Raw genomic sequence first — 26,116 nt, forward strand, 5'->3', positions numbered from 1 at the left:
GATTTCATCTGGTTGTCTGTGGAAGCGGCGGCCGGCGGGTGCCGGCCGTTGCATCAGTTCTTTTTGACCACCGCGTCGGCGATGTTGGCCGGCGCCTCGGCGTAGTGATCGAATTCCATCGTGAAGGTCGCACGACCCTGCGACATGGAGCGCAGGCTGGTGGCGTAGCCGAACATCTCGCCCAACGGCAGCATCGCATCGATGATCTTGCCCGACAGGCTGTCTTCCTGACCCTGCAGGATGCCGCGACGACGGCTCACGTCGCCCATCACATCACCCAGGTAATCCTCGGGCGTGACGATCTCGACCTTCATAATCGGCTCCAGCAGGACCGGGCTGGCCTTGTGGAAGCCTTCCTTGAAGCCCATCGAACCGGCGATCTTGAACGCCATTTCGGAGGAGTCGACTTCGTGGTAGGAACCGTCGACCAGTTTCACCTTGACGTCGACGATCGGGTACCCGGCGAGCAGGCCATTGGCAACCGCTTCCTGAATACCCTTGTCCACGGCGGGGATGTAGTCCTTGGGGACCACGCCGCCAACGATCGCGTTTTCGAAGGTGTAGCCGCTGCCAGTCTCGCCGGGCTCGATTTCCAGCCAGACGTGACCGAACTGGCCCTTACCGCCGGACTGGCGCACGAATTTGCCTTCAGCCTTGACCGCCTTGCGGATGGTCTCGCGGTAAGCCACCTGCGGCTTGCCTACGTTGGCGTCGACGTTGAACTCGCGGCGCATACGGTCCACCAGGATGTCCAGGTGCAACTCGCCCATGCCCGAGATGATGGTCTGGCCGGACTCTTCGTCGGTGTGCACGCGGAAGGACGGATCCTCCTGCGCGAGACGGCCCAGCGCGGTGCTCATCTTCTCCTGGTCGGCCTTGGTCTTGGGCTCCACGGCCATCGAGATCACCGGCTCCGGAAACACCATGCGCTCCAGCGTGATCACGTTATCGATCGCACACAGGGTGTCACCGGTGGTGACGTCCTTGAGGCCGACGGCGGCGGCGATGTCGCCCGCGCGCACTTCCTTGATTTCGATGCGGTCGTTGGAGTGCATCTGCAGGATGCGGCCGATGCGCTCCTTCTTCGACTTGATCGGGTTGTAGACCTGGTCGCCGGAGTTCAGCACGCCCGAGTAGCAGCGGAAGAAGGTCAGCGAGCCAACAAACGGGTCGGTCATGACCTTGAACGCCAGCGCGGAGAATGGCGCCTTGTCGGAAGCTTCGCGGGTTGCTTCCTGTTCGTTTTCGTCGATGCCGGTAACGGCATGCACGTCGGTCGGCGCCGGCAGCAGCTGGATCACGCCGTCGAGCATCGCCTGGACGCCCTTGTTCTTGAACGCCGTGCCGCAGAACACCGGAATGACCTCGACCTTCAGGGTGCGCTCGCGCAGGCCGCTGATGATCTCGGCCTCGGTCAGCTCGCCGTCGTTGAGGTACTTGTCCATCAACTCTTCGCTGGCCTCGGCCGCAGCCTCAACCATGAACGAGCGCGCGGTAGTCGCTTCTTCCAGCAGTTCGGCCGGGATCTCGCGGTACTCGAACAAGGTGCCCTGGGAGGCGGTGTCCCAGTGGATCGCCTTCATCTTGACCAGGTCGACCACGCCTTCGAAGCCGTCTTCGGCGCCGATCGGCACCTGCATCGGCACCGGATAGGCGCCAAGCCGGGCCTTAAGCTGGCCGACCACCTTGTTGAAGTTGGCGCCGGTGCGGTCCATCTTGTTGACGAACGCAAGACGGGGGACCTTGTACTTGTTGGCCTGGCGCCAGACAGTCTCGGACTGCGGCTGCACACCACCGACCGCACACAGAACGAACACCGCACCATCGAGCACGCGCAAGGAGCGCTCCACCTCGATGGTGAAGTCGACGTGCCCGGGGGTGTCAATGATGTTCAGGCGGTGCTGGTCCATGGACTTGTCCATGCCGCTCCAGAACGCGGTCGTCGCGGCGGACGTGATGGTGATGCCGCGCTCCTGCTCCTGCTCCATCCAGTCCATCGTGGCGGCACCCTCATGGGTTTCGCCAAGCTTATGGTTGACACCCGTATAGAACAGGATGCGTTCGGAGGTGGTGGTCTTTCCGGCATCGATGTGGGCCATGATGCCGAAGTTGCGGTAACGTTCGATGGGAGTGGTGCGAGCCACGGTACCCTCTCGTATTTGGATGTTTCAGAAAGGCCGGATGCCGCCTCGTGGCGGCACACGGTACGCTCGGGCAGCCGCGGCCGCCGTCGGAGTATGTTGTTGCCTGCGAACGCCCCGCTACTGACGGGGCATCCGGGTCACCAGCGGTAGTGCGCGAACGCCTTGTTCGCTTCCGCCATACGGTGGGTTTCTTCACGCTTCTTGACCGCGCCACCACGACTCTCGGAGGCATCAAGCAGCTCGGCGGCGAGCTTGCGCGGCATCGTGTTCTCTCCGCGCTTGCGCGCGGCGTCGATCAACCAGCGCATTGCCAGCGCGACACGACGCGACGAACGCACCTCGACCGGCACCTGATAGGTGGAACCACCGACGCGACGGGACTTGACCTCAACCGCAGGCGAGATGTTGGCCAGGGCCTTTTCGACAACTTCCAACGGATCGGCGTTCTTCTCGCCGATCACGTCCATGGCGCCGTACACGATCTTCTCGGCAACCGACTTCTTGCCGCTGTACATGACCATGTTGATGAAACGCGCGATCGTCTCGCTGCCATGCTTTGGATCGGGCAGGATCGAACGCTGCGGTGCTGAACCTTTACGCGACATGAGTCAATTCCTCAGGACTTCGGGCGCTTGGCGCCGTACTTTGAACGACGCTGGCGGCGCTTGGCGACGCCGGCGGCATCGAGCGCACCGCGAACGGTGTGGTAACGGACGCCAGGCAGGTCCTTGACGCGACCGCCGCGGATCAGTACCACCGAGTGTTCCTGCAGGTTGTGGCCTTCACCGCCGATGTACGAGATGACCTCGTAACCGTTGGTCAGGCGCACCTTGGCCACCTTGCGCATCGCCGAGTTCGGCTTCTTCGGGGTAGTGGTGTAAACACGGGTGCAAACGCCGCGGCGCTGCGGGCAGTTCTCAAGCGCCGGCGAGGCACTGTTGTAGGTCGCTGCCTGCCGCGGCTTGCGGACCAGCTGATTGATCGTCGCCATCGGGAACTCTTTGGTGAGAGGCCGGCCAGGAATGCCGCACCTCTTGTGAATAACGAACGGAAAGCCGGAAACTCCCGACCGACCGAGACCGAAAAGTATAACCCGCCCTTGACGATGCCGTCAAATGCGGATTAGACACGAATTCGCGGGGACCGGCGCAGTGCGCCAGTCCCGCGAAACTTCCTGATCCCGCCCTTCCCTGGGCCCAACACGAGGCGCTCCGTGCGCCTCATTTGGTGATCTGGGACGACCGTTTCCGATCGCCACTTGCTATTACGGTGTTACGACGCGCTCGACTCTTCGCCAACATCCTCTGCAACCGCAGCGGACGTGACCGGGGCCGACAGGGCCGCCATTTCTGAGTCGGTCAGACCCGACGCGTTCTTGCGGCGCTGCGCATGGTACGCCAAACCGGTACCGGCAGGAATCAGTCGACCGACGATGACGTTCTCCTTGAGCCCGCGCAGGTTGTCACGCGTACCGCGCACTGCGGCCTCGGTGAGCACCCGGGTGGTCTCCTGGAACGAGGCTGCGGAGATGAACGACTCCGTAGCCAGCGACGCCTTGGTGATGCCAAGCAGGACGGGGGTGAACTGCGGCAGGATGCCGTCGTTCGCCGCGACCCTGGCGTGTTCCTCGACGAAGCGCTGCCGTTCGATCTGCTCGCCGTTCATGAACTTGCTGTCGCCGGCGTCGCTGATATCGACCTTGCGCAGCATCTGGCGAACGATCACCTCGATGTGCTTGTCGTTGATCTTCACGCCCTGCAGCCGGTACACGTCCTGGATCTCCTTGGTCAGGTACACGGCCAGCGGCTCCACACCGAGCAGGCGCAGGATGTCCTGCGGCGTCGGCTCGCCGTCCACCACGGTCTCGCCCTTCTCCACGTGCTCGCCTTCGAACACGATGATCTGGCGGTACTTGGGGATCAGCTCCTCGTAATCGGTGCCGTCGGCCTGCTTGATGACCAGACGCTGCTTGCCCTTGGTTTCCTTGCCGAAGCTCACGATGCCCGACACTTCGGCCAGGATCGCGGGGTCCTTGGGCTTGCGCGCCTCGAACAGATCGGCCACGCGCGGCAGACCACCGGTGATGTCGCGGGTCTTGGAGGCTTCCTGCGGGATCTTGGCAACCACGTCGCCCACGCCCACCGCCGCGCCATCCTGCAGGTTGACCACCGAGCGCGGTGGCAGCTGGTACTGCGCCGGCAGGTCGGTACCCGGGATGTTGAGGTCGTTGCCGTCCTTGTCGACGATGCGCACGATCGGACGCAGTTCTTTTGCCGCCGAACCACGACGCTTGGGATCGGTGATCTCGCGCGATGCCAGGCCGGTCAACTCGTCGGTCTTCTCGATCACGGTCACGCCATCGACAAAATCGATGAAGCGGACGAAACCGGCGACTTCCGAGACGATCGGATGGTTATGCGGGTCCCAATGCGCGACCTGCTGGCCGGCGGTGATCTCCGCGCCATCCTTGACATCGATGGTGGCGCCGTAGGGCAGCTTGTAACGCTCGCGCTCGCGCCCGTGGGCGTCGAGGACGGACAGTTCACCGGAGCGCGACACCGCAACCACGTGACCGTCGGAGTGCTCGATGTGCTTGAGGTTGTTGAACTTCAGCGTACCGGTCGTCTTGACCGTCACGTTGTCGATGGCCGCTGCACGCGAGGCCGCGCCACCGATGTGGAACGTACGCATGGTCAGCTGGGTGCCCGGCTCACCGATGGACTGCGCAGCGACGACGCCGACCGCTTCGCCATGGTTGACCATGTGGCCGCGACCCAGGTCACGCCCGTAGCAGTTGGCGCAGACGCCGAACGAGGACTCGCACGTGATCGTGGAGCGGACCTTGATCAGCTGCACGCTGGCTTCTTCCAGCTTCTGAACCCACGCCTCGTCGAGCAGGGTGTTGCGGGTGACGATCGGATCCTCGTCATCACCCGGCAGGAACACGTCCTCGGCGACGACGCGACCCAGCACGCGGTCACGCAACGGCTCCACGATGTCACCGCCCTCCACGATCGGGGTCATGGTGAGGCCTTCCAGCGTGCCGCAATCGTCCTCGGTGATGACCACGTCCTGGGCCACGTCGACGAGTCGCCGGGTCAGGTAACCGGAGTTCGCGGTCTTCAACGCGGTATCGGCCAGGCCCTTGCGCGCGCCGTGGGTCGAGATGAAGTACTGCAGGACGTTCAGGCCCTCGCGGAAGTTCGCGGTGATCGGCGTCTCGATGATCGAGCCGTCCGGCTTGGCCATCAGGCCGCGCATACCGGCCAGCTGACGGATCTGCGCCTGCGAACCACGCGCACCGGAGTCGGCCATGATGTAGACAGAGTTCATCGACTTCTGCTCGATCGTCTCGCCCTTGGCGTTGACCACCTTCTCGGTGCCGATGGTTTCCATCATCGCCTTGGCGACGCGCTCGTTGGTACGCGACCAGATATCCACGACCTTGTTGTAGCGCTCACCGCCGGTGACCAGACCGGACTGGTATTGCTCCTGGATCTCGGTGACCTCGGTCTCGGCCTCGTCCAGGATGCCCTTCTTGGCGGTCGGGATGATCATGTCGTCGATGCCGATGGAGACGCCGGCGCGGGTCGCGAAGGCGAAACCGGTGTACATCAGCTGGTCGGCGAACACGACCGTGTCCTTCAGACCCAACATGCGGTAGCACGAGTTGATCAGGCGGCTGATGTTCTTCTTGGTCAGCTCGACGTTGGCCAGCGCGAATGGCAGGCCGGAAGGCAGGATGTCGTCCAGCAGCGCGCGGCCGATGGTCGTGTCCACGATCGAGGACTGCTGCACTCGGGTGCCGTCCTCCTGGATCACCGACTCCTCGATGCGGACCTTGACCTTGGCGTGCAGGTCCACCACGCGGTTGTCGTAGGCACGCTTGACCTCGGCGACGTTGGCGAACGCCATGCCCTCGCCCTTCTTGTTCTCCAGTGCGCGGGTCATGTAGTAAAGGCCCAGCACGACGTCCTGCGACGGCACGATGATCGGCTCGCCGTTGGCCGGCGACAGGATGTTGTTGGAGGCCATCATCAGCGCACGCGCTTCAAGCTGGGCTTCCAGCGAGAGCGGCACGTGCACAGCCATCTGGTCACCGTCGAAGTCGGCGTTGAACGCGGTGCAGACCAGCGGGTGCAGCTGGATCGCCTTGCCCTCGATCAGGACCGGCTCAAAGGCCTGGATGCCGAGGCGGTGCAGGGTCGGCGCCCGGTTCAACAGCACCGGATGCTCGCGGATGACTTCTTCCAGGATGTCCCAGACTTCCGCCTCTTCGCGCTCGACCAGCTTCTTGGCCGCCTTGATGGTGGTCGCCAGACCCTGGCGCTGCAGCTTGGCAAAGATGAACGGCTTGAACAGCTCGAGCGCCATCTTCTTGGGCAGGCCGCACTGGTGCAGCTTCAGGTACGGACCGACCACGATGACCGAGCGGCCCGAGTAGTCCACGCGCTTGCCGAGCAGGTTCTGGCGGAACCGGCCCTGCTTGCCCTTGATCATGTCGGCCAGCGACTTCAGCGGGCGCTTGTTGGTGCCGGTGATGGCGCGGCCGCGACGGCCGTTGTCCATCAGCGCATCCACCGACTCCTGCAGCATGCGCTTCTCGTTGCGCACGATGATCTCCGGCGCGCTGAGCTCGAGCAGGCGACGCAGGCGGTTGTTGCGGTTGATAACGCGGCGGTAGAGGTCGTTCAGGTCGGAGGTGGCGAAGCGGCCACCGTCCAGCGGCACCAGCGGACGCAGGTCCGGTGGCAGCACAGGCAGGACCGTCATGACCATCCACTCGGGCTTGTTGCCCGACTCCAGGAACGCTTCCACCAGCTTGACGCGCTTGGTGAGGCGCTTGAGCTTGGTCTCCGAACCGGTGGCAGCGATGTCTTCCTTCAGCTGCACCAGCTCGCTCTGCAGATCCAGGGTGCGCAGCAGCTCGAACACCGCCTCGGCGCCCATGGCGGCGTCAAAGTCGTCGTTGTGCTCCTGACGGGCCTGCATGTACTCCTCTTCATTGAGCAGCTGGCCGCGCTCGAACGGGGTCAGGCCCGGCTCGGTGACGACGAACGCCTCGAAGTAGAGGATGCGCTCGATATCGCGCAGGGTCATGTCCAGCATCAGGCCGATGCGACTGGGCAGCGACTTGAGGAACCAGATGTGGGCGACCGGCGAGGCCAGGTCGATGTGACCCATGCGCTCGCGGCGGACCTTGGCCAAGGTGACCTCGGTGCCGCACTTCTCGCACACCACGCCACGGTGCTTCATGCGCTTGTACTTGCCGCACAGGCACTCGTAGTCCTTCACCGGGCCGAAGATCGCGGCGCAGAACAGGCCGTCGCGCTCGGGCTTGAAGGTACGGTAGTTGATCGTTTCGGGCTTCTTCACCTCGCCAAACGACCACGAACGGATCAGGTCGGGCGACGCCAACGCGATCTTGATCGCGTCGAAGTTCAGCGCCGGACGCTGCTGGTTGAACAGGTTGAGCAGGTCTTTCATTTTTCTTTCTCCGTGGAGGAGTAAATCGTCAAAGGGCTGGCACTACCGGTGGTCTGAGCCGGGCAACGCGCGATCCGCGGCGTTGCCCGCTCAGGGGCCTCAGTTCTCTTCCAGCTCCATGTTGATCGCGAGTGAGCGGATCTCCTTGACCAGCACGTTGAACGACTCCGGCATGCCGGCGACCGTCTCGTACTCGCCATCGACGATGTTCTTGTACATCTGGTTGCGGCCCTGCACGTCGTCGGACTTGACCGTCAGCATTTCCTGCAGCGTGTACGCCGCGCCGTAGGCCTCAAGCGCCCAGACTTCCATCTCACCGAAGCGCTGGCCGCCGAACTGCGCCTTGCCGCCCAGCGGCTGCTGGGTGACGAGCGAGTACGGGCCGGTGGAACGGGCGTGCATCTTGTCGTCCACCAGGTGGTTCAGCTTCAGCATGTGCATGTAGCCGACCGTGATCTCACGATCAAAAGCCTCGCCGGTGCGACCGTCATACAGAGTCGTCTGCCCGCTCACCGGAAGGTCCGCCAGCTTCAGCATCGCCTTGATCTCCGACTCGGCGGCACCGTCGAACACCGGCGTGGCCATCGGCACGCCGTCGGTCAGGTTGCCGGCCAAGGCCAGCAGCTCATCGTCGCTGAACTGCTTCAGGTCCACACGCTGACCGTGCAGCTTGGTGTCGTGGTTGTAGATCTCGTCGAGGAACTTGCGCAGCTCGGTAACCTTGGCCTTGGCATCCAGCATGCGCTGGATCTTCTCGCCCAGTCCCTTCGCCGCCCAGCCCAGGTGGACTTCCAGCACCTGGCCGATATTCATACGGCTTGGCACGCCCAGCGGATTGAGCACGATGTCCACGGTCTGGCCATCGGCCAGGTAAGGCATGTCCTGCACCGGCACCAGGGTGGATACAACGCCCTTGTTGCCGTGGCGGCCGGCCATCTTGTCGCCCGGCTGGATGCGGCGCTTGACCGCCAGGAACACCTTGACCATCTTCAGCACCCCCGGGGCGAGGTCATCGCCCTGGGTGATCTTCGCGCGCTTGTCGGCAAAACGACGCTCGAATTCCTTCGCGTGCACGTCCAGCTGCTTCTGCGCGCGCTCAAGCGCCTCGACGGCCGAATCGTCCTTCATCCGCAGGCTGAACCAATCCTTCCGCGACAGGCCGTCCAGCACCAGGCTGGTGACGGTCTCGCCCTTCTTCACGCCGGCGCCGCCATTGGCGACCTTGCCGATCAGCTGGCTGCGCAGGCGGCTGTAGATCGCCGCCTCGAGGATGCGGAACTGGTCATCGAAGTCCTTCTTGACCCGGCGGATCTCGGATTCCTCGATCTGCTTGGCACGCGCATCCTTCTCGATGCCGTCGCGGGTGAAGACCTGCACGTCGATGACGTTGCCGTCCATGCCCGGGGGCACGCGCAGCGAGCTGTCCTTAACGTCGGATGCCTTCTCACCGAAGATCGCCCGCAGCAGTTTCTCTTCCGGGGTCAACTGGCTTTCGCCCTTGGGCGTGACCTTGCCGACCAGGATGTCGCCGGCGCGCACTTCGGCGCCGATGTACACCACGCCGGACTCGTCCAGGCGATTCAGGGCCTGCTCGGACACGTTGGGGATGTCGGCAGAGATCTCCTCCGGCCCCAACTTGGTGTCACGCGCGACGCAGGTCAGCTCCTCGATGTGGATCGTGGTGTAGCGATCCTCCTGGACCACCCGCTCGGACAGCAGGATGGAATCCTCGAAGTTATAGCCGTGCCACGGCATGAACGCGATCAGCATGTTCTGGCCCAGGGCCAGCTCGCCGATATCCGTCGATGGACCGTCGGCCAGCACATCGCCGCGCGAAATCACGTCGCCCACGTTGACCAGCGGGGTCTGGTTGATGCAGGTGTTCTGGTTGGAACGGGTGTACTTGATCAGGTTGTAGATATCGACGCCGGCGTCGGTCTCGTTGCTGATCTCGTCCTCGTTGACCTTGACCACGATGCGGGCCGCGTCGATCTGCTCGACGGTGCCGCCGCGCAGCGCGTTCACGGTTACACCCGAGTCACGCGCCACCGCGCGCTCGATGCCGGTGCCGACCAGCGGCTTCTGCGCACGCAGCGTCGGAACCGCCTGACGCTGCATGTTGGCGCCCATCAACGCACGGTTGGCGTCATCGTGCTCCAGGAACGGCACCAGCGCCGCGGCGACCGAGACGGTCTGCATCGGCGAGACGTCCATGAAGTCGACTTCGCTGGGCGGCTTCAGCATGGACTCACCCTGGTAGCGGCAGTCCACGAACAGCTCGCTCAGCACGCCCTTGGCGTCCTGCGGCGCGTTCGCCTGGGCGATGACGTACTCGTTTTCCTCGATCGCCGACAGGTACTCGACCTCGTCGGTGACCTTGCCGTCCACGACCTTGCGGTACGGCGTCTCCAGGAAGCCGTACTCGTTGGTGCGGGCAAACACCGCCAGCGAGTTGATCAGGCCGATGTTCGGGCCTTCCGGGGTCTCGATGGTGCACACACGTCCGTAGTGGGTCGGATGCACGTCGCGCACTTCAAAGCCCGCGCGCTCGCGAGTCAGGCCGCCCGGCCCAAGCGCCGACACGCGGCGCTTATGGGTAACTTCCGAGAGCGGGTTGTTCTGGTCCATGAACTGCGACAGCTGTGAGGAGCCGAAGAACTCCTTGACCGCGGCCGCGACCGGCTTGGCATTGATGAGGTCCTGCGGGGTCAGGCCATCGGCCTCGGCCATCGACAGGCGCTCCTTGACCGCACGCTCCACCCGGACCAGGCCGACGCGGAAAGTGTTCTCGGCCATCTCGCCGACCGAACGCACGCGGCGGTTGCCGAGGTGGTCGATGTCGTCGACGATGCCGCGGCCATTGCGGATCTCGGTCAATACCTTGAGCACGTCGAGAATGTCGGAACCCTCGCCGACTTCGGCGGCGATCTTCTTGGACTCCTCGTCCTTGCGCTGGGAGAAGTAGCGCTCGTCGTACAGGACCGAAGCGCCGGTGACTTCCTTGTGGCCGATGCGGCGGTTGAACTTCATCCGGCCGACGGCCGACAGGTCGTAGCGGTCGAAGGTGAAGAACAGGTTGTGGAACAGGTTCTGCGCGGCGTCCTTGGTCGGCGGCTCGCCCGGACGCATCATGCGGTAGATCTCGACCAGCGCTTCAAGCTGGGTCTTGCTCGGATCGATGCGCAGGGTGTTGGAAATGAAGGCACCGCGATCCAGGTCGTTGGTCCAGATCGTGCCCACCGCATCGATGCCGGCCTTGCGGAACAGCACCAGATGCTCTTCGGTGATCTCGTCGTTGGCCGCGGCGATCAGCTCGCCGGTGCTGGCGTCGATGACGTCATGCGACAGGGTGCGGCCGATCAGGTAGTCGTCGGGCACGGCCAGCGCATCGATGCCGGCGGCCTCGAGCTGCTTGACGTGGCGCGCGGTGATGCGGCGCCCGGCTTCCACGATGACCTTGTCACCGTCGGCCAGGTCGAAGTCCAGGGTCTCGCCACGCAGGCGCTCGGGCACCAGCTCCAGGTGGACGCCTTCCTTGGGATCGACGTGGAAGGTGTTGACCTCGAAGAACTCGGCCAGCATCTCCTCGTTGGTGTAACCCAACGCGCGCAGCAGGATGGTCACCGGCAGCTTGCGGCGGCGATCGATACGGGTGAACAGCGCATCCTTCGGGTCGAACTCGAAGTCCAGCCACGAGCCGCGGTAGGGGATGATGCGGGCGCTGTAAAGCAGCTTGCCGGAGCTGTGGGTCTTGCCACGGTCGTGGTCGAAGAACACGCCCGGACTGCGGTGCAGCTGGGAGACGATGACGCGCTCGGTGCCGTTGACGATGAAGGTGCCGTTGTCGGTCATGAGCGGAATCTCGCCCATGTAGACCTCCTGCTCCTTCACGTACTTGATGGCCTTGGTCGAGGACTCGCGGTCGTAGATCACCAGGCGCACGGTGACCCGCAGCGGGGCGCCGTAGCTCATGCCGCGCTGGCGGCACTCGCGCTCGTCGAATGCCGGCTCACCGAGTTTGTAATCAACGTACTCCAAGGCCGCGTTGCCGCTGTAGCTGGAAATCGGGAACACCGACTTCAGTGCGGCATGCAGTCCGCGCTCCTCACGCTTGGCGGGTGCGACGTCTTCCTGCAGGAACCGGCGATAGGAATCGACCTGGATGGCAAGCAGGAAAGGCACCTCGAGGATCGATCGGCTCTTGCCGAAATCCTTGCGGATGCGCTTCTTTTCAGTGAACGAATAATTCGTCGTGGAAGCTGTGGTCATGGTGAGCTACCGCCTCGGTGTTCATCGGGTCGCGCGTCCGCGGCCCGGGGGAAAACGTGATGGGGGAGATGCAGATCGGGGGATGCATCAAGGTCGTGCAAAATTGCCAGTGGGAAGTCGCTGGTATTGCCGGCACCAGCACGCCATCTCCCGCTACTTCCTACTGCCAACTCGGTACTGCGTGGTGGAACGTGGAACCGATACCGCTACAACGGCCAAAGGCCGGGAGCTTTCGCCCCCAGCCCCGGCTGGTCGCCTCCAGTATAAACCGGCGACTCAATCAAGGATTACTTGACTTCGACGGACGCACCGGCGGTCTCAAGGTCCTTCTTCAGCTTCTCGGCTTCGTCCTTGGTCACGCCTTCCTTGACATCCTTCGGCGCGCCTTCGACCAGGTCCTTGGCTTCCTTCAGGCCCAGACCGGTGATCGCGCGGACAACCTTGATCACTTCGACCTTCTTCTCACCGGCGGCCTTCAGGGTCACGGTGAACTCGGTCTGCTCTTCAGCCGGGGCAGCAGCAGCTGCGGCCGGGCCGGCAGCGGCGACGGGAGCGGCGGCGGAAACGCCGAACTTCTCTTCCATCGACTTCACCAGCTCCATCACTTCCATGAGGGACTTTTCGGCGATCGCTTCGATGATCTGCTCGTTGGACAGGGACATTGTAAAAACCTCGTTTTATCTGGATTGGAAACGACTTGATTGTCGTAAAGCGTTATGCGGAAAACCGTAAACCGAACTGTCTGCCTCAGGCAGCCTTGGTCTGGCCAGCCGCGTTGACAACGCGGGTAACCTGCGACGCGGGCTCGCTGAGCAGGCGCACCAACATGGTGGCCGGCTGGGACATGACGCTGAGCAGCATCGACAACGCCTCATCACGGGTCGGCAGCGACGCCAGGACATCCACATGGGTGCCCGGGTACAACTGTCCGCCCAATGACACAAGGCGTGGCTTCAGCTTGTCGTTCGCCTTGGCGAACTCCTTCATCAGACGTCCCGCGGCGCCGGGATCTTCCTGCGAGAAGGCATACAGCAAAGGACCGGTCAGCTCATCGGCGACGATGGCGTAATCGGTGTTCTCCACTGCGCGCGAGACGAGCGTGTTCTTGGCTACCTTCAAGTACACGCCGGCTTCGCGGGCCTTCTTGCGCATTTCCGTCAGTTGCCCGACGGTAAGACCGACGTAATCCGCGGCGACCAGCGAGTGCGCCTTGCTGGCGACCTCCGCCAGTTCGGCAACGACTTCCTGTTTCTGGGTCAGATTAAGAGCCATTGCACTCCTCCGTACTTCAACTCCGCCCCGCGCAACATGCACGGGAGCGGTACTCGGTCGGCATCGTTTGGCCCGATGCCGGGAACATCGCGAACGATGCTCCGGGTGGTGGCCGTTTCCAGGATTCTGGAGGGTCGGCAACCATCTACGCAGGCCTGGTGCCGGCAACGACTCCCGAAGAAGCGATGCTGGAACCTGGATTAAGCATCCGGTGTCCATGGCGGCGACGATATCCGTGCCAGTGCGAGCTTCCCTGCCCGCCGCAACCATGCGCTGGACGCGCCTGCGGTCTTTGACAGCTATCGCGTGGGCCGAAGCCTTGGCGATGCCCTCAAACGTTCCGCAACGGCCGGCGCGATCGCGCCCCGGCCGATGCGTGATTCATTACTTCAGTGCCAGCGTTCCCTGATCCACGGCAACACCGGGACCCATGGTCGAGCTGACCGAAATCTTCTGCAGGTAGTGGCCCTTGGCGCTGGCCGGCTTGGCCTTGATCAGGTCCACCAGCAGCGCTTCCAGGTTGCTCTTCAGCGAAGCGTCGTCGAAGTCCGCCTTGCCGATCGTGCAGTGGATGATGCCGGCCTTGTCGGTGCGGTAGCGCACCTGGCCGCCCTTGGCGTTCTTGACCGCTTCACCCGGGTTCGGGGACACGGTGCCAACCTTCGGGTTCGGCATCAGGCCGCGAGGGCCGAGCAGCTGGCCCAGCTTGCCCACCACGCGCATCGCGTCGGGGGTGGCGATCACGACGTCGTAGTTCAGGTCGCCGGCCTGCATCTTCTCGGCCAGGTCGTCCATGCCCACCGCTTCCGCGCCCGCAGCCAGAGCCTCATCGGCCTTGGCGCCGGCGGGTGCGAAGACTGCAACGCGAACGCTCTTACCGGTGCCGGCGGGCAGCACGGTTGAACCGCGCACCTGCTGATCGGACTTGCGCGCGTCCACGCCGAGGCGCACGGCGACGTCAACGGACTCGACAAACTTCGCCTTGGTGGCGGTCTTGACGATCTTGATGGCCTCGTCGAAGGCGTAAGACTTGCCCGGCTCGACGGCGGCCTTGATTGCTTTTTTGCGCTTGGTCATCGCCATGTCTTAACCCTCCACCGCCAAACCCATGCTGCGGGCCGAACCCGCAATCGTACGCACCGCCGCTTCCAGATCCGCCGCCGTAAGGTCGGCTTGCTTGGCCTTGACGATCTCTTCGAGCTGGGCGCGTGTCACCTTGCCGACCTTGTCGGTGTTGGGACGGTTGGAACCCACGCTGACGCCGGCGGCCTTCTTCAGCAGCACCGCCGCAGGCGTGCTCTTGGTGATGAAAGTGAAGGTGCGGTCCGAGTACGCGGTGATAATCACCGGAGTGGGCAGGCCCGGCTCCAGCTTGGAGGTCGCGGCGTTGAATGCCTTGCAGAACTCCATGATGTTCAGGCCGCGCTGGCCGAGGGCAGGACCCACCGGCGGCGACGGGTTCGCCTGGCCGGCCTTGACCTGCAGTTTGATGTAGCCAACTACTTTCTTTGCCATGTCACAACTCCTGCGAGTGCAAGCGCCTGCGCGTCTTGCAACGGCAGGCTCCTCGCGATTGATGCCGGGCGAACCACTCGTCCGGCGGATTGGTTATCCGTCAGGCCTTTTCGACCTGACCGAACTCGAGCTCGACCGGGGTCGAACGACCGAAGATCAGCACCGCCACGCGCAGGCGGCTCTTCTCGTAGTTGATTTCCTCGACCACGCCATTGAAGTCGTTGAACGGACCATCGACAACGCGGACCATCTGGCCGGGTTCGAAGAGCACCTTGGGACGCGGCTTCTCGACGCCTTCCTGGACGCGATCCAAGATCGCAGCAGCCTCGTGGTCGGCGATCGGCAACGGTCGCGCGGCGGTTCCACCGATGAAACCCATCACCTTCGGGGTTTCCTTGATCAGGTGCCAGCACTCGCTGTCGATGCGCGGAATACCGCCCTCATCGGTCGTGGCGATCTGCACCAGCACGTAGCCCGGGAAGAACTTGCGCTCGGAGCGGCGCTTCTGGCCGGCGCGCATTTCCACGATTTCTTCCGTGGGAACGAGCACCTCGCCGAAGCGGTCTTCCATCTCTTCGCGGGCGATACGGTCACGCAGCGCCTGGGCAACCGTCTTCTCGTAGCCCGAATAGGCGTGGACGACATACCAGCGCTTGTTGGTTCCGCCGCTATCCGCGGTGGGACTGTTATCTGAGCTCTGCACTTGTGTCATCTCCTCAACGTCCAAGCAGCCACTTCACCGCCGCCTGAATGACGACATCGAATCCGGCCAGGATCAGGCTCAGGATCACGACTGCCAAAACCACCACCCAGGTGGTGCGCATTGCTTCCTGGCGCGTGGGCCAGACCACCTTGCGCAACTCGAAGTGGGATTCGGAGAGGAACTCGCGGGTCTGTACGCCCTTGTGGCTGACCATGAAGACCGCCGCGCCGAGGACCAGACCGCCCACCACCAGCAGGGCGCGGATGCCGCCCGGCCACTGGTCAAACCAATAGAAGCCGAATACGCCTGCGGCCACCAACAGCACCGCGGCCACGTATTTCAGGATATCGCCCGCGCTTTGTTCAGCCTTGGTGTTCAATCGACCTTCCGCTTGTGGCACGCCAGGAGGGACTCGAACCCCCAACCTGCGGTTTTGGAGACCGCTGCTCTGCCAATTGAGCTACTGGCGTATTGACTGTTCCGGAAAAGGCAACGGCGGCTGAAGCCGCCTTGCCAATCCTTCCTGTTACGCCAACAGGCCACCCGTTGCGGGGTGGCCCGGGCACTTGTAATTACTTGATGATCTTGGACACCACGCCGGCGCCGACGGTGCGGCCACCTTCGCGGATGGCGAAACGCAGGCCTTCGTCCATCGCGATCGGGTTGATCAACGTGACCACCATCTTCACGTTGTCGCCCGGCATCACCATCTCAACACCCTCCGGCAGCTCGCAGGCGCCGGTGATGTCGGTGGTGCGGAAGTAGAACTGCGGACGGTAGCCCTTGAAGAACGGCGTGTGACGGCCACCCTCGTCCTTGCTCAGCACGTACACCTCGCCCTCGAACTCGGTGTGCGGCTTGATCGAACCAGGCTTGCACAGCACCTGGCCGCGCTCGACGTCGTCACGCTTGGTGCCGCGCAGCAGCAGACCGGCGTTATCGCCCGCCTGACCCTGATCGAGCAGCTTGCGGAACATCTCCACGCCGGTGACGGTGGTCTTGACGGTCGGACGGATGCCGACGATCTCGATTTCCTCGCCCACCTTGATGACGCCGCGCTCGATGCGGCCGGTCACCACGGTGCCACGACCAGAGATCGAGAACACGTCCTCGACCGGCATCAGGAACGCCTTGTCCACGTCGCGCTCCGGCTCCGGGATCCAGCTGTCCAGCGCGTCCACCAGCTTGATGATCGACGGCACGCCGATATCGCTCTGGTCGCCTTCCAGCGCCTTCAGCGCCGAACCGACAATGATCGGGGTGTCGTCGCCGGGGAAGTCGTACTTGGACAGAAGCTCGCGCACTTCCATCTCCACCAGCTCCAGCAGCTCGGCGTCGTCCACCATGTCCGCCTTGTTCAGGTAGGACACGATGTAGGGCACGCCAACCTGGCGGGCCAGCAGGATGTGCTCGCGGGTCTGCGGCATCGGGCCGTCAGCGGCCGAGCACACCAGGATCGCGCCGTCCATCTGCGCCGCACCGGTGATCATGTTCTTCACGTAGTCGGCGTGCCCGGGGCAGTCGACGTGCGCGTAGTGACGGTTCGGGGACTCGTACTCGACGTGCGAGGTCGAGATCGTGATCCCGCGCGCCTTCTCTTCAGGGGCACGGTCGATCGCGTCATACGCGCTGAACTCGCCACCAAAACGCTCCGCGCCAACCTTGGTCAGCGCTGCAGTCAACGTGGTCTTGCCGTGGTCAACGTGACCGATCGTGCCGACGTTCACGTGCGGCTTGGTGCGCTCGAATTTACCCTTGGCCATGATTGTCGCTTCTCGCTGTGGGACGGTGTTCTGGATGGTAGGTATGGTGCTCACGACTGGAATCGAACCAGTGACCTCCTCCTTACCAAGGAGGTGCTCTACCGACTGAGCTACGTGAGCGAATTTTTCAAACAGTACATTTCCAGGCAGGTACAAAAACGTCGCGGCATCAATGGAGCGGGAGACGGGGATCGAACCCGCACCATCAGCTTGGAAGGCTGAGGTTCTACCATTGAACTACTCCCGCGCCGGACAAACCTGCTTGGGTACTGCGCCGACGGATGGTTAGTCTATCGGTTTGTTGCCTTGCGTCTACCAGCACGCGACGGGCGCGAAGCTGGTGGAGGGAGGTGGATTCGAACCACCGAAGGCGTAAGCCAGCAGATTTACAGTCTGCCCCCGTTGGCCGCTTGGGTATCCCTCCAAAGAGCCCGCAATTCTGGGGGGCTTTTGCGCGCTTGTCAACGGCGGGCGAAAGATATTTGCCCAGGCTGCTGAAAATGCGACCTCGCACCGCAGCGGAGGCTACACGTTGAAGCGGAAATGCAACACATCGCCTTCCTGGACCTTGTACTCCTTGCCCTCCAGACGCATGCGCCCGGCCTCGCGGGCACCGGCCTCGCCCTGGTACTTGATGAAGTCGTCGTAGCCGATGGTCTCGGCGCGGATGAAGCCCTTCTCGAAGTCGGTATGGATCACGGCCGCGGCCTGCGGCGCGGTTGCCCCGCCCTTGACCGTCCAGGCCCGCACTTCCTTGACGCCCGCGGTGAAATACGTCTGCAGGCCGAGGAGCTTGTAGGCAGCGCGTATGACGCGGTTGAGGCCGGGCTCCTCCAGGCCCATGTCGGCCAGGAACGCATCGCGGTCCTCGTCGTCGAGCTGGCTGAGCTCCTCCTCGATGGCGGCAGAGACCGGTACCACCTCGGCGCCTTCGGCCTCCGCCCTTGCGCGTACCGCGTCCAGATGCGGGTTGTCCTCGAAGCCGTCCTCGAGCACGTTGGCGATGTACAGCACCGGCTTCAGGGTCAACAGGAACAGGTCGCGCAGCACCAGGCGGTCATCTTCGGACAGGTCCAACGCCCGCGCGGGCTTGCCGGCATCCAGACCGTCGCGCACGCGGGTGAGCACGTCGACACGGACCTTGGCGTCCTTGTCGCCGGTCTTGGCAGAGCGCTCGGCGCGCTGCAGCGCCTTCTCGACCGAATCCAGGTCCGCCAGCGCCAGCTCGGTATCGATGGTGTCGATGTCCGACAGCGGATCGATGCGGTTGTTGACGTGGATGATGTCGTCGTTCTCGAAGCAGCGCACCACGTGGGCGATCGCATCCACTTCGCGGATGTGGGCGAGGAACTTGTTGCCCAACCCCTCGCCGCTGGCCGCGCCAGCGACCAGGCCGGCAATGTCGACAAATTCGACCGCGGTGGGCAGGCACTTCTGCGGCTTGACGATCTCCGCCAGCGCGTTCAGGCGCGGATCGGGGACCGGCACCACGCCGACGTTCGGCTCGATCGTGCAGAACGGGAAATTGGCGGCGGCAATGCCGGCCTTGGTCAGGGCATTGAAGAGGGTCGACTTGCCTACGTTGGGAAGGCCGACGATGCCGCATTTGATGCCCATGACGCTGTACTCGCTTTCAATATGAGGGGTGGAACCAATGGTGTGGCAATGACGAAGCGGGCTTCAGGCCCGGGGCGTGTGCAGGCGCTTCATCGCCTCGCTGAAATCGCCGGCAACCGCCAGCGGCAGCACGTCGATCGCATCGCCGATGGCGCGCAGGATCATCGCCTCGTCGTCCGCGCCGGGCCGGCCCAGCACCCAAGGGGTGACCTGATCCTTGTGGCCCGGATGGCCGATGCCGATCCGCAATCTATGGAAACGGCCGTGGGCGAGCAGACGCATGGTATCGCGCAGTCCGTTCTGCCCCCCGTGGCCGCCATCGAACTTCAGGCGGGCGGTGCCGGGCGGGAGGTCGAGCTCATCGTGCGCCAGCAGCGCCTGCTCCGGCTCGATCTTCCAGTAATTCAGCGCGGCGGTGACCGACTTGCCGGACAGGTTCATGAAGGTCGCAGGCTTGAGTAACCAGACCGGCTGCCCGGCAATCTGGACCTTCGCCGCTTGTCCGAACAGTTTTGATTCAAGGCTGAAACGGGCACCCAGGCTTTCCGCCAGGGCATCCACAAACCAGAACCCGGCATTGTGCCGGGTCCGGAGGTATTCAGGACCGGGATTCCCCAGTCCGACAATCAGGCGCAAACCGGCCATGACAGGCGAGCAAGCCGCAAGCCGGGGCTGCCGCGATGACGGTAGCCCCGGCCAATTGCAGACTTACTCGGCGTCCTTCTCGTCCGAATCGACCTTGCTGGCCGGCACGTCGGCCGCGTCGTCGCCTTCGACTTCCGGCTCCGGCTCGACTTCCACGCGACCCTTGCGCGCCACGACCACGGCGGTGTCGTACTCCTCGCCCAGCGCCAGGCTCGGGATCTCGACGCCCTCGGGCAGCGGGATCTGCGACAGGTGGATGGTGTCGCCCAGCTCCAGCTTGGACAGATCGACCTCGATGTTCTCGGGCAGATCCTTGGGCAGGCAGCTGACGTCAACGTGGTTCAGCTCCTTCATGATGATCACGTCGGCGTTCTTGCCGGCCGGCGAGATCTCCTCGTTGATGAAGTGCAGCTGCACCTGGGTGCGCAGCACTTCCTTCTGGTTCACTCGCATGAAGTCCAGATGCATGATGATCTGCTTGAACGGGTGGCGCTGCATATCACGCAGCAGCACGCTTTCGACCTTGCCGTCGACGTCCAGGTCCAGGATGGTCGAGTAGAACCACTCGTTCTGGCTGGCGACCCAGATCTTTTCCTGGTCGAGCACGACCGGCTGCGGCGCGGCGTCGCCGCCGTAGATGATGGCCGGAATCTTTCCCGCGTGACGCAGGCGGCGGCTCGCACCCTTCCCCTCGACACTGCGGGCAGAGGCCCTGATGGTTTGATCGGACATTGCTTGGTTACTCGCTTGTGTTGCAGATGTGGCCACCTCGCGGTGACCGGGAAAGACTCACCCGCGACCAGGTGAGTCAAAAAGTGAGGCCGCTCAGTCAACGTAGAGCGAGCTGACCGACTCGCCGAAGGCGATCCGGCGGATGGTCTCGGCCAGCAGCTCGGCAACGCTCAGCTGGCGGACCCGGCCGCACTCGCGCGCGGCCTCGGTCAGCGGAATGGTGTCGGTGACCACCAGTTCGTCGAGCTCGGAACTGCGGATGTTGCTGATCGCCGCGCCGGACAGCACCGCGTGGGTGCAGTAGGCAACAACCTTGGTCGCGCCACGCGCCTTCAACGCGGCAGCAGCGGCGCACAGGGTGCCGGCGGTATCGACGATGTCATCGACCAGCACGCAGGTCTTGCCGTCCACGTCGCCGATGATGTTCATCACGGTTGACACGTTGGCCTTCGGCCGGCGCTTGTCGATGATCGCCAGGTCCGCGTCATCCAGCCGCTTGGCAATCGCCCGGGCACGCACTACGCCGCCGACGTCCGGGCTGACCACCACCATGTTGTCGGTGCCGTGCGCGCGCCAGATGTCGGCCAGCAGCAGCGGCGAGGCGTAGACGTTGTCGACCGGCATGTCGAAGAAGCCCTGGATCTGGTCGGCATGCAGGTCAATCGTCAGTACGCGGTCGCAGTCCACCGCGGAAAACATCTTGGCGGCCACCTTGGCGGTGATCGGCACGCGCGAGGAGCGCGGGCGGCGATCCTGGCGCGCATAACCGAAATACGGCACCACGGCGGTGACGCTGCTGACCGAGGCGCGCTTGAGGGCGTCGATCAGGACCAGCAGCTCGACCAGGTTCTCGGCGCTGGGCGCGCAGGTCGGCTGGATCACGAACACGTCCTGCTGACGCACGTTCTCCTCGATCTCGACCTGAACCTCGCCGTCGGAGAAGCGGCTGACCAGCGCCTTGCCCGGCCGCACGCCCAGTTCCTTGCACACCGCCGTGGCCAGGGCCGGGTTGGCGTTGCCGGAAAAGATCAGCAGACTGCGATCACCTTGGACTTTCATGTTCAACATCGCTCAGGGCGCGGGCCCGCAGGCTTCAAAATTGGCAGGGGCGGTAGGATTCGAACCTACGAATGCCAGGATCAAAACCTGGTGCCTTAGGCCTCTTGGCGACGCCCCTGTGTAACTTGTTTCGTCCTGCGCGCCAGCGCGTGCAAGGGCGAGTGCTCCACGCCCGCCGCCAGCCAGGCATCCAGGCCCGATGGCAGCACCGACAGCGCCGATTCGGCGGATTCGCGGCTGGCGAACTCGACGAAACAACCGCTGCCGGAACCGGTCAGGTGCGGCGTGCCGACCTGCGACAAGGCAGCAAACACGGCGTCTATGGCCGGTTCGCGGCCGCGCAGTACCGGCTCGAACGCGTTCCCGAGCGGTTTGCCCGAAACGAAGTCGGCTATTGTCGCGGGCTGCGCATCGCGCGTCAATTCAGCGGACTGGAAGAGTTCGGCGGTAGGGACCGGGACGCCGGGGTTGGCCAGCAGGTACCAGGCTGGTGGCAGGTGGATGGGAGTCAATTGCTCGCCGATACCCTCGGCCCACGCGTTGCGTCCGCGCACGAACACCGGCACATCAGCCCCGAGCTGCAAGGCCAGGCCCGCCAGTCGCTCCTCGCCCAGGCCCGTACCCCACAGCGCGTCCAGGGCCACCAGGACCGAAGCCGCGTCTGACGAACCGCCGCCAAAACCGCCGCCCACCGGGATGCGCTTGTCGATTGCGATGTCAGCACCCAGCGGCGACCCGGAGACCGATTGCAACAGCGTGGCCGCGCGCACGGTGAGGTCGTCCGCCTCGGCCACACCAGGCAGCGGGCTGCCATGGCGCGCAATCCGGCCGTCGTCACGAACGCGAAGACGCACGGTATCGCCCCAGTCGAGCAATCGAAACACGGTCTGCAGCAGGTGGTAGCCATCTTCGCGCCTGCCCGGGATGCGCAGGAACAGGTTCAGCTTGGCCGGAGCCGGCCACTGGCTCCAACCGTCGGCATCGACCTTGGGCAGGGCTGGCGCCGCCGTCATTGCAGCTGCGCCGCTCTGGAGGGGCTTGCGGACTGCCATTCGTCGACGATCAGCTTGACCCGGGCCTCGCCGCGGACCGCGTCGACCCGGCTGGGGAGCGCTGTTTCGCCCTCCGTCACCGCATCGGGGGCCCAGCGGTATTCGATCGTCCAGCCGTCCTGATCGATCCGGCGCGGCAGTCCGTCGGTGCCGTATTCGATTTTCGCGGGGGCGAGCGCCGGGGCGCGGGCGCCGCGGACCCAGTCGCCCAGGGCCACTACCGGGATGTCCCAGCCGGTCGCAGCCAACAACAGCAGGCGCGCATCGGGTCCGGAACGCGGGCCGCCCTCCAGTCCTTCCAGTCGGGCCGCGTCGGCATCGCCTGCCAGTTGCCAACCCTGGCGGGTGACCGGGGCGCTGAGGGTGATCAGGTATCGCGGGCCGTCCTGACGCCATTCGATGCGGCCGCTGCCACCCTTGCCGGCATTGGCAACCGCGACCCGACCGGCCAATGACCAGTCCGGCGTGCGGGCCAGCGCGCTTTCGCGCTGCAGCTGGGACGCCTCGGCGGCGGCAACCTCGGTCGCGGAAATCGCCGGCCGCAGCGGCGCGCCTGCGCAGCCGACCAGCAGCAGGCCCAGCGCGAGGAGGGGTACAAGAGCGGAGATCCTCATGGGGCGATCATTTCCTGGACCCGCTTCAAGGCGCGGTTGTCGGGGTCGATGCGTTCGGCTTCTTCCAGGTACTTGCGCGCCTCGTCATGGCGACCGAGCTCCCACAGCACCTCGGCCAGATGGGCGGCGATCTCGGCATCCTTCTGCAATGCGAACGCCTGTCGAAGCGCGACCAGGGCTTCGTCATTGCGGCCGAGCCGATAGAGCACCCAGCCGTAACTGTCGGTAATGGCGGCGTTGTCGGGCTCTGCGGCGCGGGCGCGGTTGATCAGTTCCAAGGCTTCCTGGTAACGGTCGGTGCGATCGGCGAGCGTATAGCCCAGTGCGTTCAGCGCGGCGACCGATTCGGGATCGATGACCAGGATCCGGCGCAGGTCGGCCTCCGCGCGCGGGATGTCATCGCCCCGCTCCCAGCTCAGGGCGCGGGCGTAGAGGATTTCCAGATCGTCGGGGAACGCGGCCAGGCCACGTGAGAAGGCGTCCTTCTCGGCCGCTGCGTCCTCATCGCGCTCGTGCAGTGACGCTTCCAGGAGATACGCATCGCGGCGCGCCGTGTCGGTGGTCGAGGCGTCGGCCTGCATTTCGCGCAGCTGTGCAAACGCCTCGTCGGCACGATCCAGCTCATGCAGGACGTTGGCGCTGCGCAACATCGCCGGGACGCGCTGCGCCCCGCCGGGAACGCCCTGATACCAGTTCAGCGCCTCGTCGTAGCGCTTCAGGAACTCGGCCACCTGGCCCAACAGCAGGCGTCGGCGCGGATCGGGCACCTGCCCGCGCGCGCGGAGCTCCTCATACAACGCCAGCAAGGCGGCATTGTCCTTGGCCCGGGCCAGCAGCGAGGCGCGCAGGCCGTAGGTCTGGTCGTCCTGCTCGCCGCGCGCGAGCGTGGCCTCGGCGGCGGCCAGATCGCCGAGCGTGTCGTATTCATAGGCGATGGCCAGGCGCAGTTCGTCGTCATCGCCGGCACGCTCGGCGATGGAGGCCAGCACCTCGCGCGCCTCGTCCGGGCGACGGGCTTCGCGCAGCTGGCTGACCCTCAACAGGGCCACCCGCGGCTCGCCGGGAAAGCGCTTGAGCACTTCGGCGACGATGCGCTCAGCCAGCTCCGGCTGCTCAAGGCGCTGGGCCAGCCCGCCAAACGCGAGCCACGCCTGCAGGGTCGGCGGAATGCTGCCACGACGCACCAGCCCTTCCAGCACCCGCGACGACTGGGCCGGATCGCGGGCGCCGGCGATCATCACCCCCAGCACCTGCCGCCAGCCCTCGTCACCGGGCATGCCGAGCAACTGGACCAGAAAACGCTGCGCCTTGCGCTCATCACCGCGGCGCAGGGCCAGGCTGGCCTCGGCGCCGAGGAAGTTGACGCTATTGCCGCCTTGGCTTCGCCACAGCTCCAACAGACGCGCGGCGCTCTCGTCATCGCGCGACAACAGGGCGATTCGGGTCGCCCGCTCGGTCAACGCCTCGTCGTCGGCGGCCAACGCCGCCTGCAGGTACCAGCGTGATGCCTCCTCCAGCCGACCCGCCTGAAGGGCGAACTCGGCCGCCATCAAGGGCTCGAGGGTCTCGATAACCGGATCGGCCGTGGGCACTTTCGCGGCAGGCGCGGCGCTGGCCGAAAACGCGCTTGCCAGCAGCAACAGGACGGCGGATATGAATAGGCGCAACGGTGCTTGCATCAAGGTGAATCCCTGAGATTCGGGAGGCCGGTAGAATATGGGCCTTCAGCAGCCAGCAGCTTATCGCAAGCGCCTGAACCCGCCGCCCAATCCCCATGAGTCCGGTGACCAGTCCAACCTCCAACCTGTTCGTGCTCGGGATCAACCACCAGACCGCGCCGGTCAGCCTGCGCGAACGGGTGGCATTCTCCAGCGAGACGATTCCTGCCGCCCTGGATTCGCTGCGCGGGCTGGGCGGGGTACGCGAGGCCGCGCTGCTGTCCACGTGCAACCGCACCGAGATCTACACCGTGGTGGACGACGGCGGGCAGGCGGTGGCGAACTGGCTGGCCCGTCATCCGGCGGGGATGGATGACCTGCAAGCCTACCTGTACCGGCACGCCGACGCGGGCGCGGTCCGCCATCTGTTCCGGGTTGCGACCGGGCTGGATTCGCTGGTACTGGGGGAGCCGCAGATCCTGGGCCAGGTCAAGGATGCGTGGGCCACGGCGCGCGCGGCGGGCAGTCTGGGCAGCCAGCTCGACAGCCTGTTCCAGCACACCTTCACCACCGCTAAGCGCGCGCGCACGGACACCCGTATCGGCGCCAACCCGGTCTCGGTGGCCTCGGCCGCCGTTCGGCTGGCGCAGGAATCCTTCGCCCGGCTCGAAGACTCGACCGTGCTGCTGATCGGCGCGGGCGATACAGTCGAGCTGGCCGCGCGGCATCTGGTCCAGGCGCGAGTGAAAAGGCTGCTGGTCGCCAACCGCACCCTCGCCCACGCGCAGGAATTGGCCAGCCGGCATGGCGGGGTCGCCGTGCCGCTGGACGAGATCGACCGCCATCTGGGCGAGGCGGATATCGTGCTGTCGGCCACCGCCGCGCGAGGCGCCGTGCTGCATCGCAACCAGGTGGCCGCCGCCCTGGCCCAGCGTCGACATCGGCCCATGCTGCTGCTGGACCTGGCCGTGCCGCGCGACATCGACCCGGAGGTCGCCAAGCTGCGCGACGTGTATCTGTACACGGTGGATGACCTGGAGCGCTCCATCGAGGAGAACCGGCGCAGCCGCCAGGAAGCCGCGGCGGAAGCCGAAGCCATTATCGAGGTCCAGGTCGCGCGCTTCATGGAGAGCCTGTTGGCCCGCAGTCGCACCGCGCCGCTGAAGCAGCTGCGCGCCCACGGCGACGCGGCGAGACTGGATGCGCTGGCCAAGGCCCGCCAGCAGTTGGCCAATGGCGAGGACCCGGACGCGGTGCTCGAATTCCTCGCCCATACCTTGACCAACCGCCTCCTGCACGCACCGACGATTGCACTGCGCGAGGCTGCGATCACGGGCAATGCCGAACTGGCCCGTGCGGCCGACAAGCTTTTCCCCGCCGCCGGAAGCGCGATCCTGATGCCGGCTGAAAAGCGTGATGGTGCGAAGCCAACGCCCGGCCGCGACAGGCGCAAGTAGCCTTACCACGCGTTGCCTGGCCCGCCGGTTGTCCGCCGGCCGATCCGTGGGCGCGCCGCACCCGTTGCCGCCAACCGACCCGTTCACCCCGCCCGTCCCACGTTTTTCCAGACCCACCCCTCTCGACCC

At 64.8% G+C, this 26,116-nt stretch carries 20 protein-coding genes and 5 tRNA genes; 1 reads left to right on the top strand and 24 read right to left on the bottom strand.

Annotation, left to right across the window (positions count from 1 at the left end):
- Positions 1-53: 53 nt before the first annotated feature.
- The 24 genes from fusA to KZ491_RS09740 form a co-directional block, all read right to left on the bottom strand.
- Positions 54-2,144, bottom strand: a complete 2,091-nt coding sequence (gene fusA, locus KZ491_RS09625; RefSeq protein ID WP_222565660.1) for an elongation factor G — start codon at positions 2,142-2,144, stop codon at positions 54-56.
- Between the two features lie 137 nt (positions 2,145-2,281).
- A complete protein-coding gene (rpsG, locus tag KZ491_RS09630; RefSeq protein ID WP_043959536.1) occupies positions 2,282-2,749 on the bottom strand; it encodes a 30S ribosomal protein S7 in 468 nt (155 codons plus the stop codon).
- An 11-nt stretch (positions 2,750-2,760) separates the two neighbouring features.
- Positions 2,761-3,135: a 30S ribosomal protein S12 gene (gene rpsL / locus KZ491_RS09635; protein WP_036196058.1), complete on the bottom strand. Its 375-nt coding sequence runs from the start codon at positions 3,133-3,135 to the stop codon at positions 2,761-2,763.
- Positions 3,136-3,416: 281 nt separating this feature from the next.
- Positions 3,417-7,631, bottom strand: coding sequence for a DNA-directed RNA polymerase subunit beta' (gene rpoC / locus KZ491_RS09640; RefSeq protein ID WP_222565661.1), 4,215 nt, complete (start codon positions 7,629-7,631; stop codon positions 3,417-3,419).
- A gap of 99 nt (positions 7,632-7,730) precedes the next feature.
- Complete coding sequence (gene rpoB / locus KZ491_RS09645) at positions 7,731-11,900, bottom strand: DNA-directed RNA polymerase subunit beta (RefSeq protein WP_222565662.1); 4,170 nt, start codon at positions 11,898-11,900, stop codon at positions 7,731-7,733.
- A 287-nt stretch (positions 11,901-12,187) separates the two neighbouring features.
- Positions 12,188-12,562: a 50S ribosomal protein L7/L12 gene (rplL, locus tag KZ491_RS09650; RefSeq protein ID WP_043959533.1), complete on the bottom strand. Its 375-nt coding sequence runs from the start codon at positions 12,560-12,562 to the stop codon at positions 12,188-12,190.
- Between the two features lie 85 nt (positions 12,563-12,647).
- Entirely contained in the window at positions 12,648-13,172 is a 525-nt protein-coding gene (rplJ, locus tag KZ491_RS09655; RefSeq protein ID WP_043959532.1) for a 50S ribosomal protein L10, read from the bottom strand.
- 384 nt (positions 13,173-13,556) lie between these two features.
- Complete coding sequence (gene rplA / locus KZ491_RS09660) at positions 13,557-14,255, bottom strand: 50S ribosomal protein L1 (protein WP_222565663.1); 699 nt, start codon at positions 14,253-14,255, stop codon at positions 13,557-13,559.
- Between the two features lie 3 nt (positions 14,256-14,258).
- Entirely contained in the window at positions 14,259-14,687 is a 429-nt protein-coding gene (gene rplK, locus KZ491_RS09665) for a 50S ribosomal protein L11 (RefSeq protein WP_222565664.1), read from the bottom strand.
- Positions 14,688-14,787: 100 nt separating this feature from the next.
- Positions 14,788-15,390, bottom strand: a complete 603-nt coding sequence (gene nusG / locus KZ491_RS09670; RefSeq protein WP_343225598.1) for a transcription termination/antitermination protein NusG — start codon at positions 15,388-15,390, stop codon at positions 14,788-14,790.
- 13 nt (positions 15,391-15,403) lie between these two features.
- Entirely contained in the window at positions 15,404-15,769 is a 366-nt protein-coding gene (secE, locus tag KZ491_RS09675; protein WP_222565666.1) for a preprotein translocase subunit SecE, read from the bottom strand.
- A gap of 15 nt (positions 15,770-15,784) precedes the next feature.
- Positions 15,785-15,860: transfer RNA gene (locus KZ491_RS09680), tRNA-Trp, on the bottom strand.
- Between the two features lie 102 nt (positions 15,861-15,962).
- The gene (tuf, locus tag KZ491_RS09685) at positions 15,963-17,153 is read right to left on the bottom strand and encodes an elongation factor Tu (RefSeq protein ID WP_222565667.1); all 1,191 of its coding nucleotides are present in this window, start codon (positions 17,151-17,153) and stop codon (positions 15,963-15,965) included.
- Positions 17,154-17,197: 44 nt separating this feature from the next.
- Positions 17,198-17,273, bottom strand: a tRNA-Thr gene (locus KZ491_RS09690).
- A gap of 53 nt (positions 17,274-17,326) precedes the next feature.
- Positions 17,327-17,400: transfer RNA gene (locus KZ491_RS09695), tRNA-Gly, on the bottom strand.
- Between the two features lie 91 nt (positions 17,401-17,491).
- Positions 17,492-17,577, bottom strand: a tRNA-Tyr gene (locus KZ491_RS09700).
- Positions 17,578-17,678: 101 nt separating this feature from the next.
- Positions 17,679-18,770, bottom strand: a complete 1,092-nt coding sequence (gene ychF / locus KZ491_RS09705) for a redox-regulated ATPase YchF (RefSeq protein WP_222565668.1) — start codon at positions 18,768-18,770, stop codon at positions 17,679-17,681.
- A 63-nt stretch (positions 18,771-18,833) separates the two neighbouring features.
- The gene (pth, locus tag KZ491_RS09710) at positions 18,834-19,415 is read right to left on the bottom strand and encodes an aminoacyl-tRNA hydrolase (RefSeq protein WP_222565669.1); all 582 of its coding nucleotides are present in this window, start codon (positions 19,413-19,415) and stop codon (positions 18,834-18,836) included.
- A 63-nt stretch (positions 19,416-19,478) separates the two neighbouring features.
- Entirely contained in the window at positions 19,479-20,147 is a 669-nt protein-coding gene (locus KZ491_RS09715; RefSeq protein WP_222565670.1) for a 50S ribosomal protein L25/general stress protein Ctc, read from the bottom strand.
- Positions 20,148-20,240: 93 nt separating this feature from the next.
- A complete protein-coding gene (locus tag KZ491_RS09720; protein ID WP_222565671.1) occupies positions 20,241-21,206 on the bottom strand; it encodes a ribose-phosphate diphosphokinase in 966 nt (321 codons plus the stop codon).
- Positions 21,207-21,247: 41 nt separating this feature from the next.
- Positions 21,248-21,324: transfer RNA gene (locus KZ491_RS09725), tRNA-Gln, on the bottom strand.
- Positions 21,302-22,219: a 4-(cytidine 5'-diphospho)-2-C-methyl-D-erythritol kinase gene (ispE, locus tag KZ491_RS09730; RefSeq protein ID WP_222565672.1), complete on the bottom strand. Its 918-nt coding sequence runs from the start codon at positions 22,217-22,219 to the stop codon at positions 21,302-21,304. Before ispE ends, KZ491_RS09725 begins: the two co-directional genes overlap by 23 nt.
- Positions 22,216-22,872, bottom strand: coding sequence for a lipoprotein insertase outer membrane protein LolB (gene lolB, locus KZ491_RS09735; RefSeq protein ID WP_222565673.1), 657 nt, complete (start codon positions 22,870-22,872; stop codon positions 22,216-22,218). The genes ispE and lolB overlap by 4 nt, the downstream gene beginning before the upstream one ends.
- Positions 22,869-24,551, bottom strand: a complete 1,683-nt coding sequence (locus KZ491_RS09740; RefSeq protein ID WP_222565674.1) for a tetratricopeptide repeat protein — start codon at positions 24,549-24,551, stop codon at positions 22,869-22,871. Before KZ491_RS09740 ends, lolB begins: the two co-directional genes overlap by 4 nt.
- Before the next feature lie 125 nt (positions 24,552-24,676).
- On the opposite strand from KZ491_RS09740, the gene hemA reads away from it, so the two are divergent.
- On the top strand, positions 24,677-25,987 hold the full coding sequence (gene hemA / locus KZ491_RS09745) for a glutamyl-tRNA reductase (protein ID WP_246606776.1): 1,311 nt from the start codon (positions 24,677-24,679) through the stop codon (positions 25,985-25,987).
- Positions 25,988-26,116: the final 129 nt, after the last annotated feature.

Source organism: Novilysobacter antarcticus, from assembly GCF_019802285.1.
GTDB classification, from domain to species: domain Bacteria; phylum Pseudomonadota; class Gammaproteobacteria; order Xanthomonadales; family Xanthomonadaceae; genus Novilysobacter; species Novilysobacter antarcticus.

What these genes read in the sequence shown, in the direction of transcription:
- rplL (WP_043959533.1), bottom strand. Translation starts at nt 12,562, where the DNA reads ATGTCCCTGTCCAACGAGCAGATCATCGAAGCGATCGCCGAAAAGTCC.
- rpoC (WP_222565661.1), bottom strand. Translation starts at nt 7,631, where the DNA reads ATGAAAGACCTGCTCAACCTGTTCAACCAGCAGCGTCCGGCGCTGAAC.
- tuf (WP_222565667.1), bottom strand. Translation starts at nt 17,153, where the DNA reads ATGGCCAAGGGTAAATTCGAGCGCACCAAGCCGCACGTGAACGTCGGC.
- rplJ (WP_043959532.1), bottom strand. Translation starts at nt 13,172, where the DNA reads ATGGCTCTTAATCTGACCCAGAAACAGGAAGTCGTTGCCGAACTGGCG.
- rpsL (WP_036196058.1), bottom strand. Translation starts at nt 3,135, where the DNA reads ATGGCGACGATCAATCAGCTGGTCCGCAAGCCGCGGCAGGCAGCGACC.
- KZ491_RS09715 (WP_222565670.1), bottom strand. Translation starts at nt 20,147, where the DNA reads ATGTCCGATCAAACCATCAGGGCCTCTGCCCGCAGTGTCGAGGGGAAG.
- rplA (WP_222565663.1), bottom strand. Translation starts at nt 14,255, where the DNA reads ATGGCGATGACCAAGCGCAAAAAAGCAATCAAGGCCGCCGTCGAGCCG.
- ispE (WP_222565672.1), bottom strand. Translation starts at nt 22,219, where the DNA reads ATGACGGCGGCGCCAGCCCTGCCCAAGGTCGATGCCGACGGTTGGAGC.
- rpoB (WP_222565662.1), bottom strand. Translation starts at nt 11,900, where the DNA reads ATGACCACAGCTTCCACGACGAATTATTCGTTCACTGAAAAGAAGCGC.
- rpsG (WP_043959536.1), bottom strand. Translation starts at nt 2,749, where the DNA reads ATGTCGCGTAAAGGTTCAGCACCGCAGCGTTCGATCCTGCCCGATCCA.
- KZ491_RS09720 (WP_222565671.1), bottom strand. Translation starts at nt 21,206, where the DNA reads ATGAAAGTCCAAGGTGATCGCAGTCTGCTGATCTTTTCCGGCAACGCC.
- ychF (WP_222565668.1), bottom strand. Translation starts at nt 18,770, where the DNA reads ATGGGCATCAAATGCGGCATCGTCGGCCTTCCCAACGTAGGCAAGTCG.
- KZ491_RS09740 (WP_222565674.1), bottom strand. Translation starts at nt 24,551, where the DNA reads ATGCAAGCACCGTTGCGCCTATTCATATCCGCCGTCCTGTTGCTGCTG.
- pth (WP_222565669.1), bottom strand. Translation starts at nt 19,415, where the DNA reads ATGGCCGGTTTGCGCCTGATTGTCGGACTGGGGAATCCCGGTCCTGAA.
- rplK (WP_222565664.1), bottom strand. Translation starts at nt 14,687, where the DNA reads ATGGCAAAGAAAGTAGTTGGCTACATCAAACTGCAGGTCAAGGCCGGC.
- lolB (WP_222565673.1), bottom strand. Translation starts at nt 22,872, where the DNA reads ATGAGGATCTCCGCTCTTGTACCCCTCCTCGCGCTGGGCCTGCTGCTG.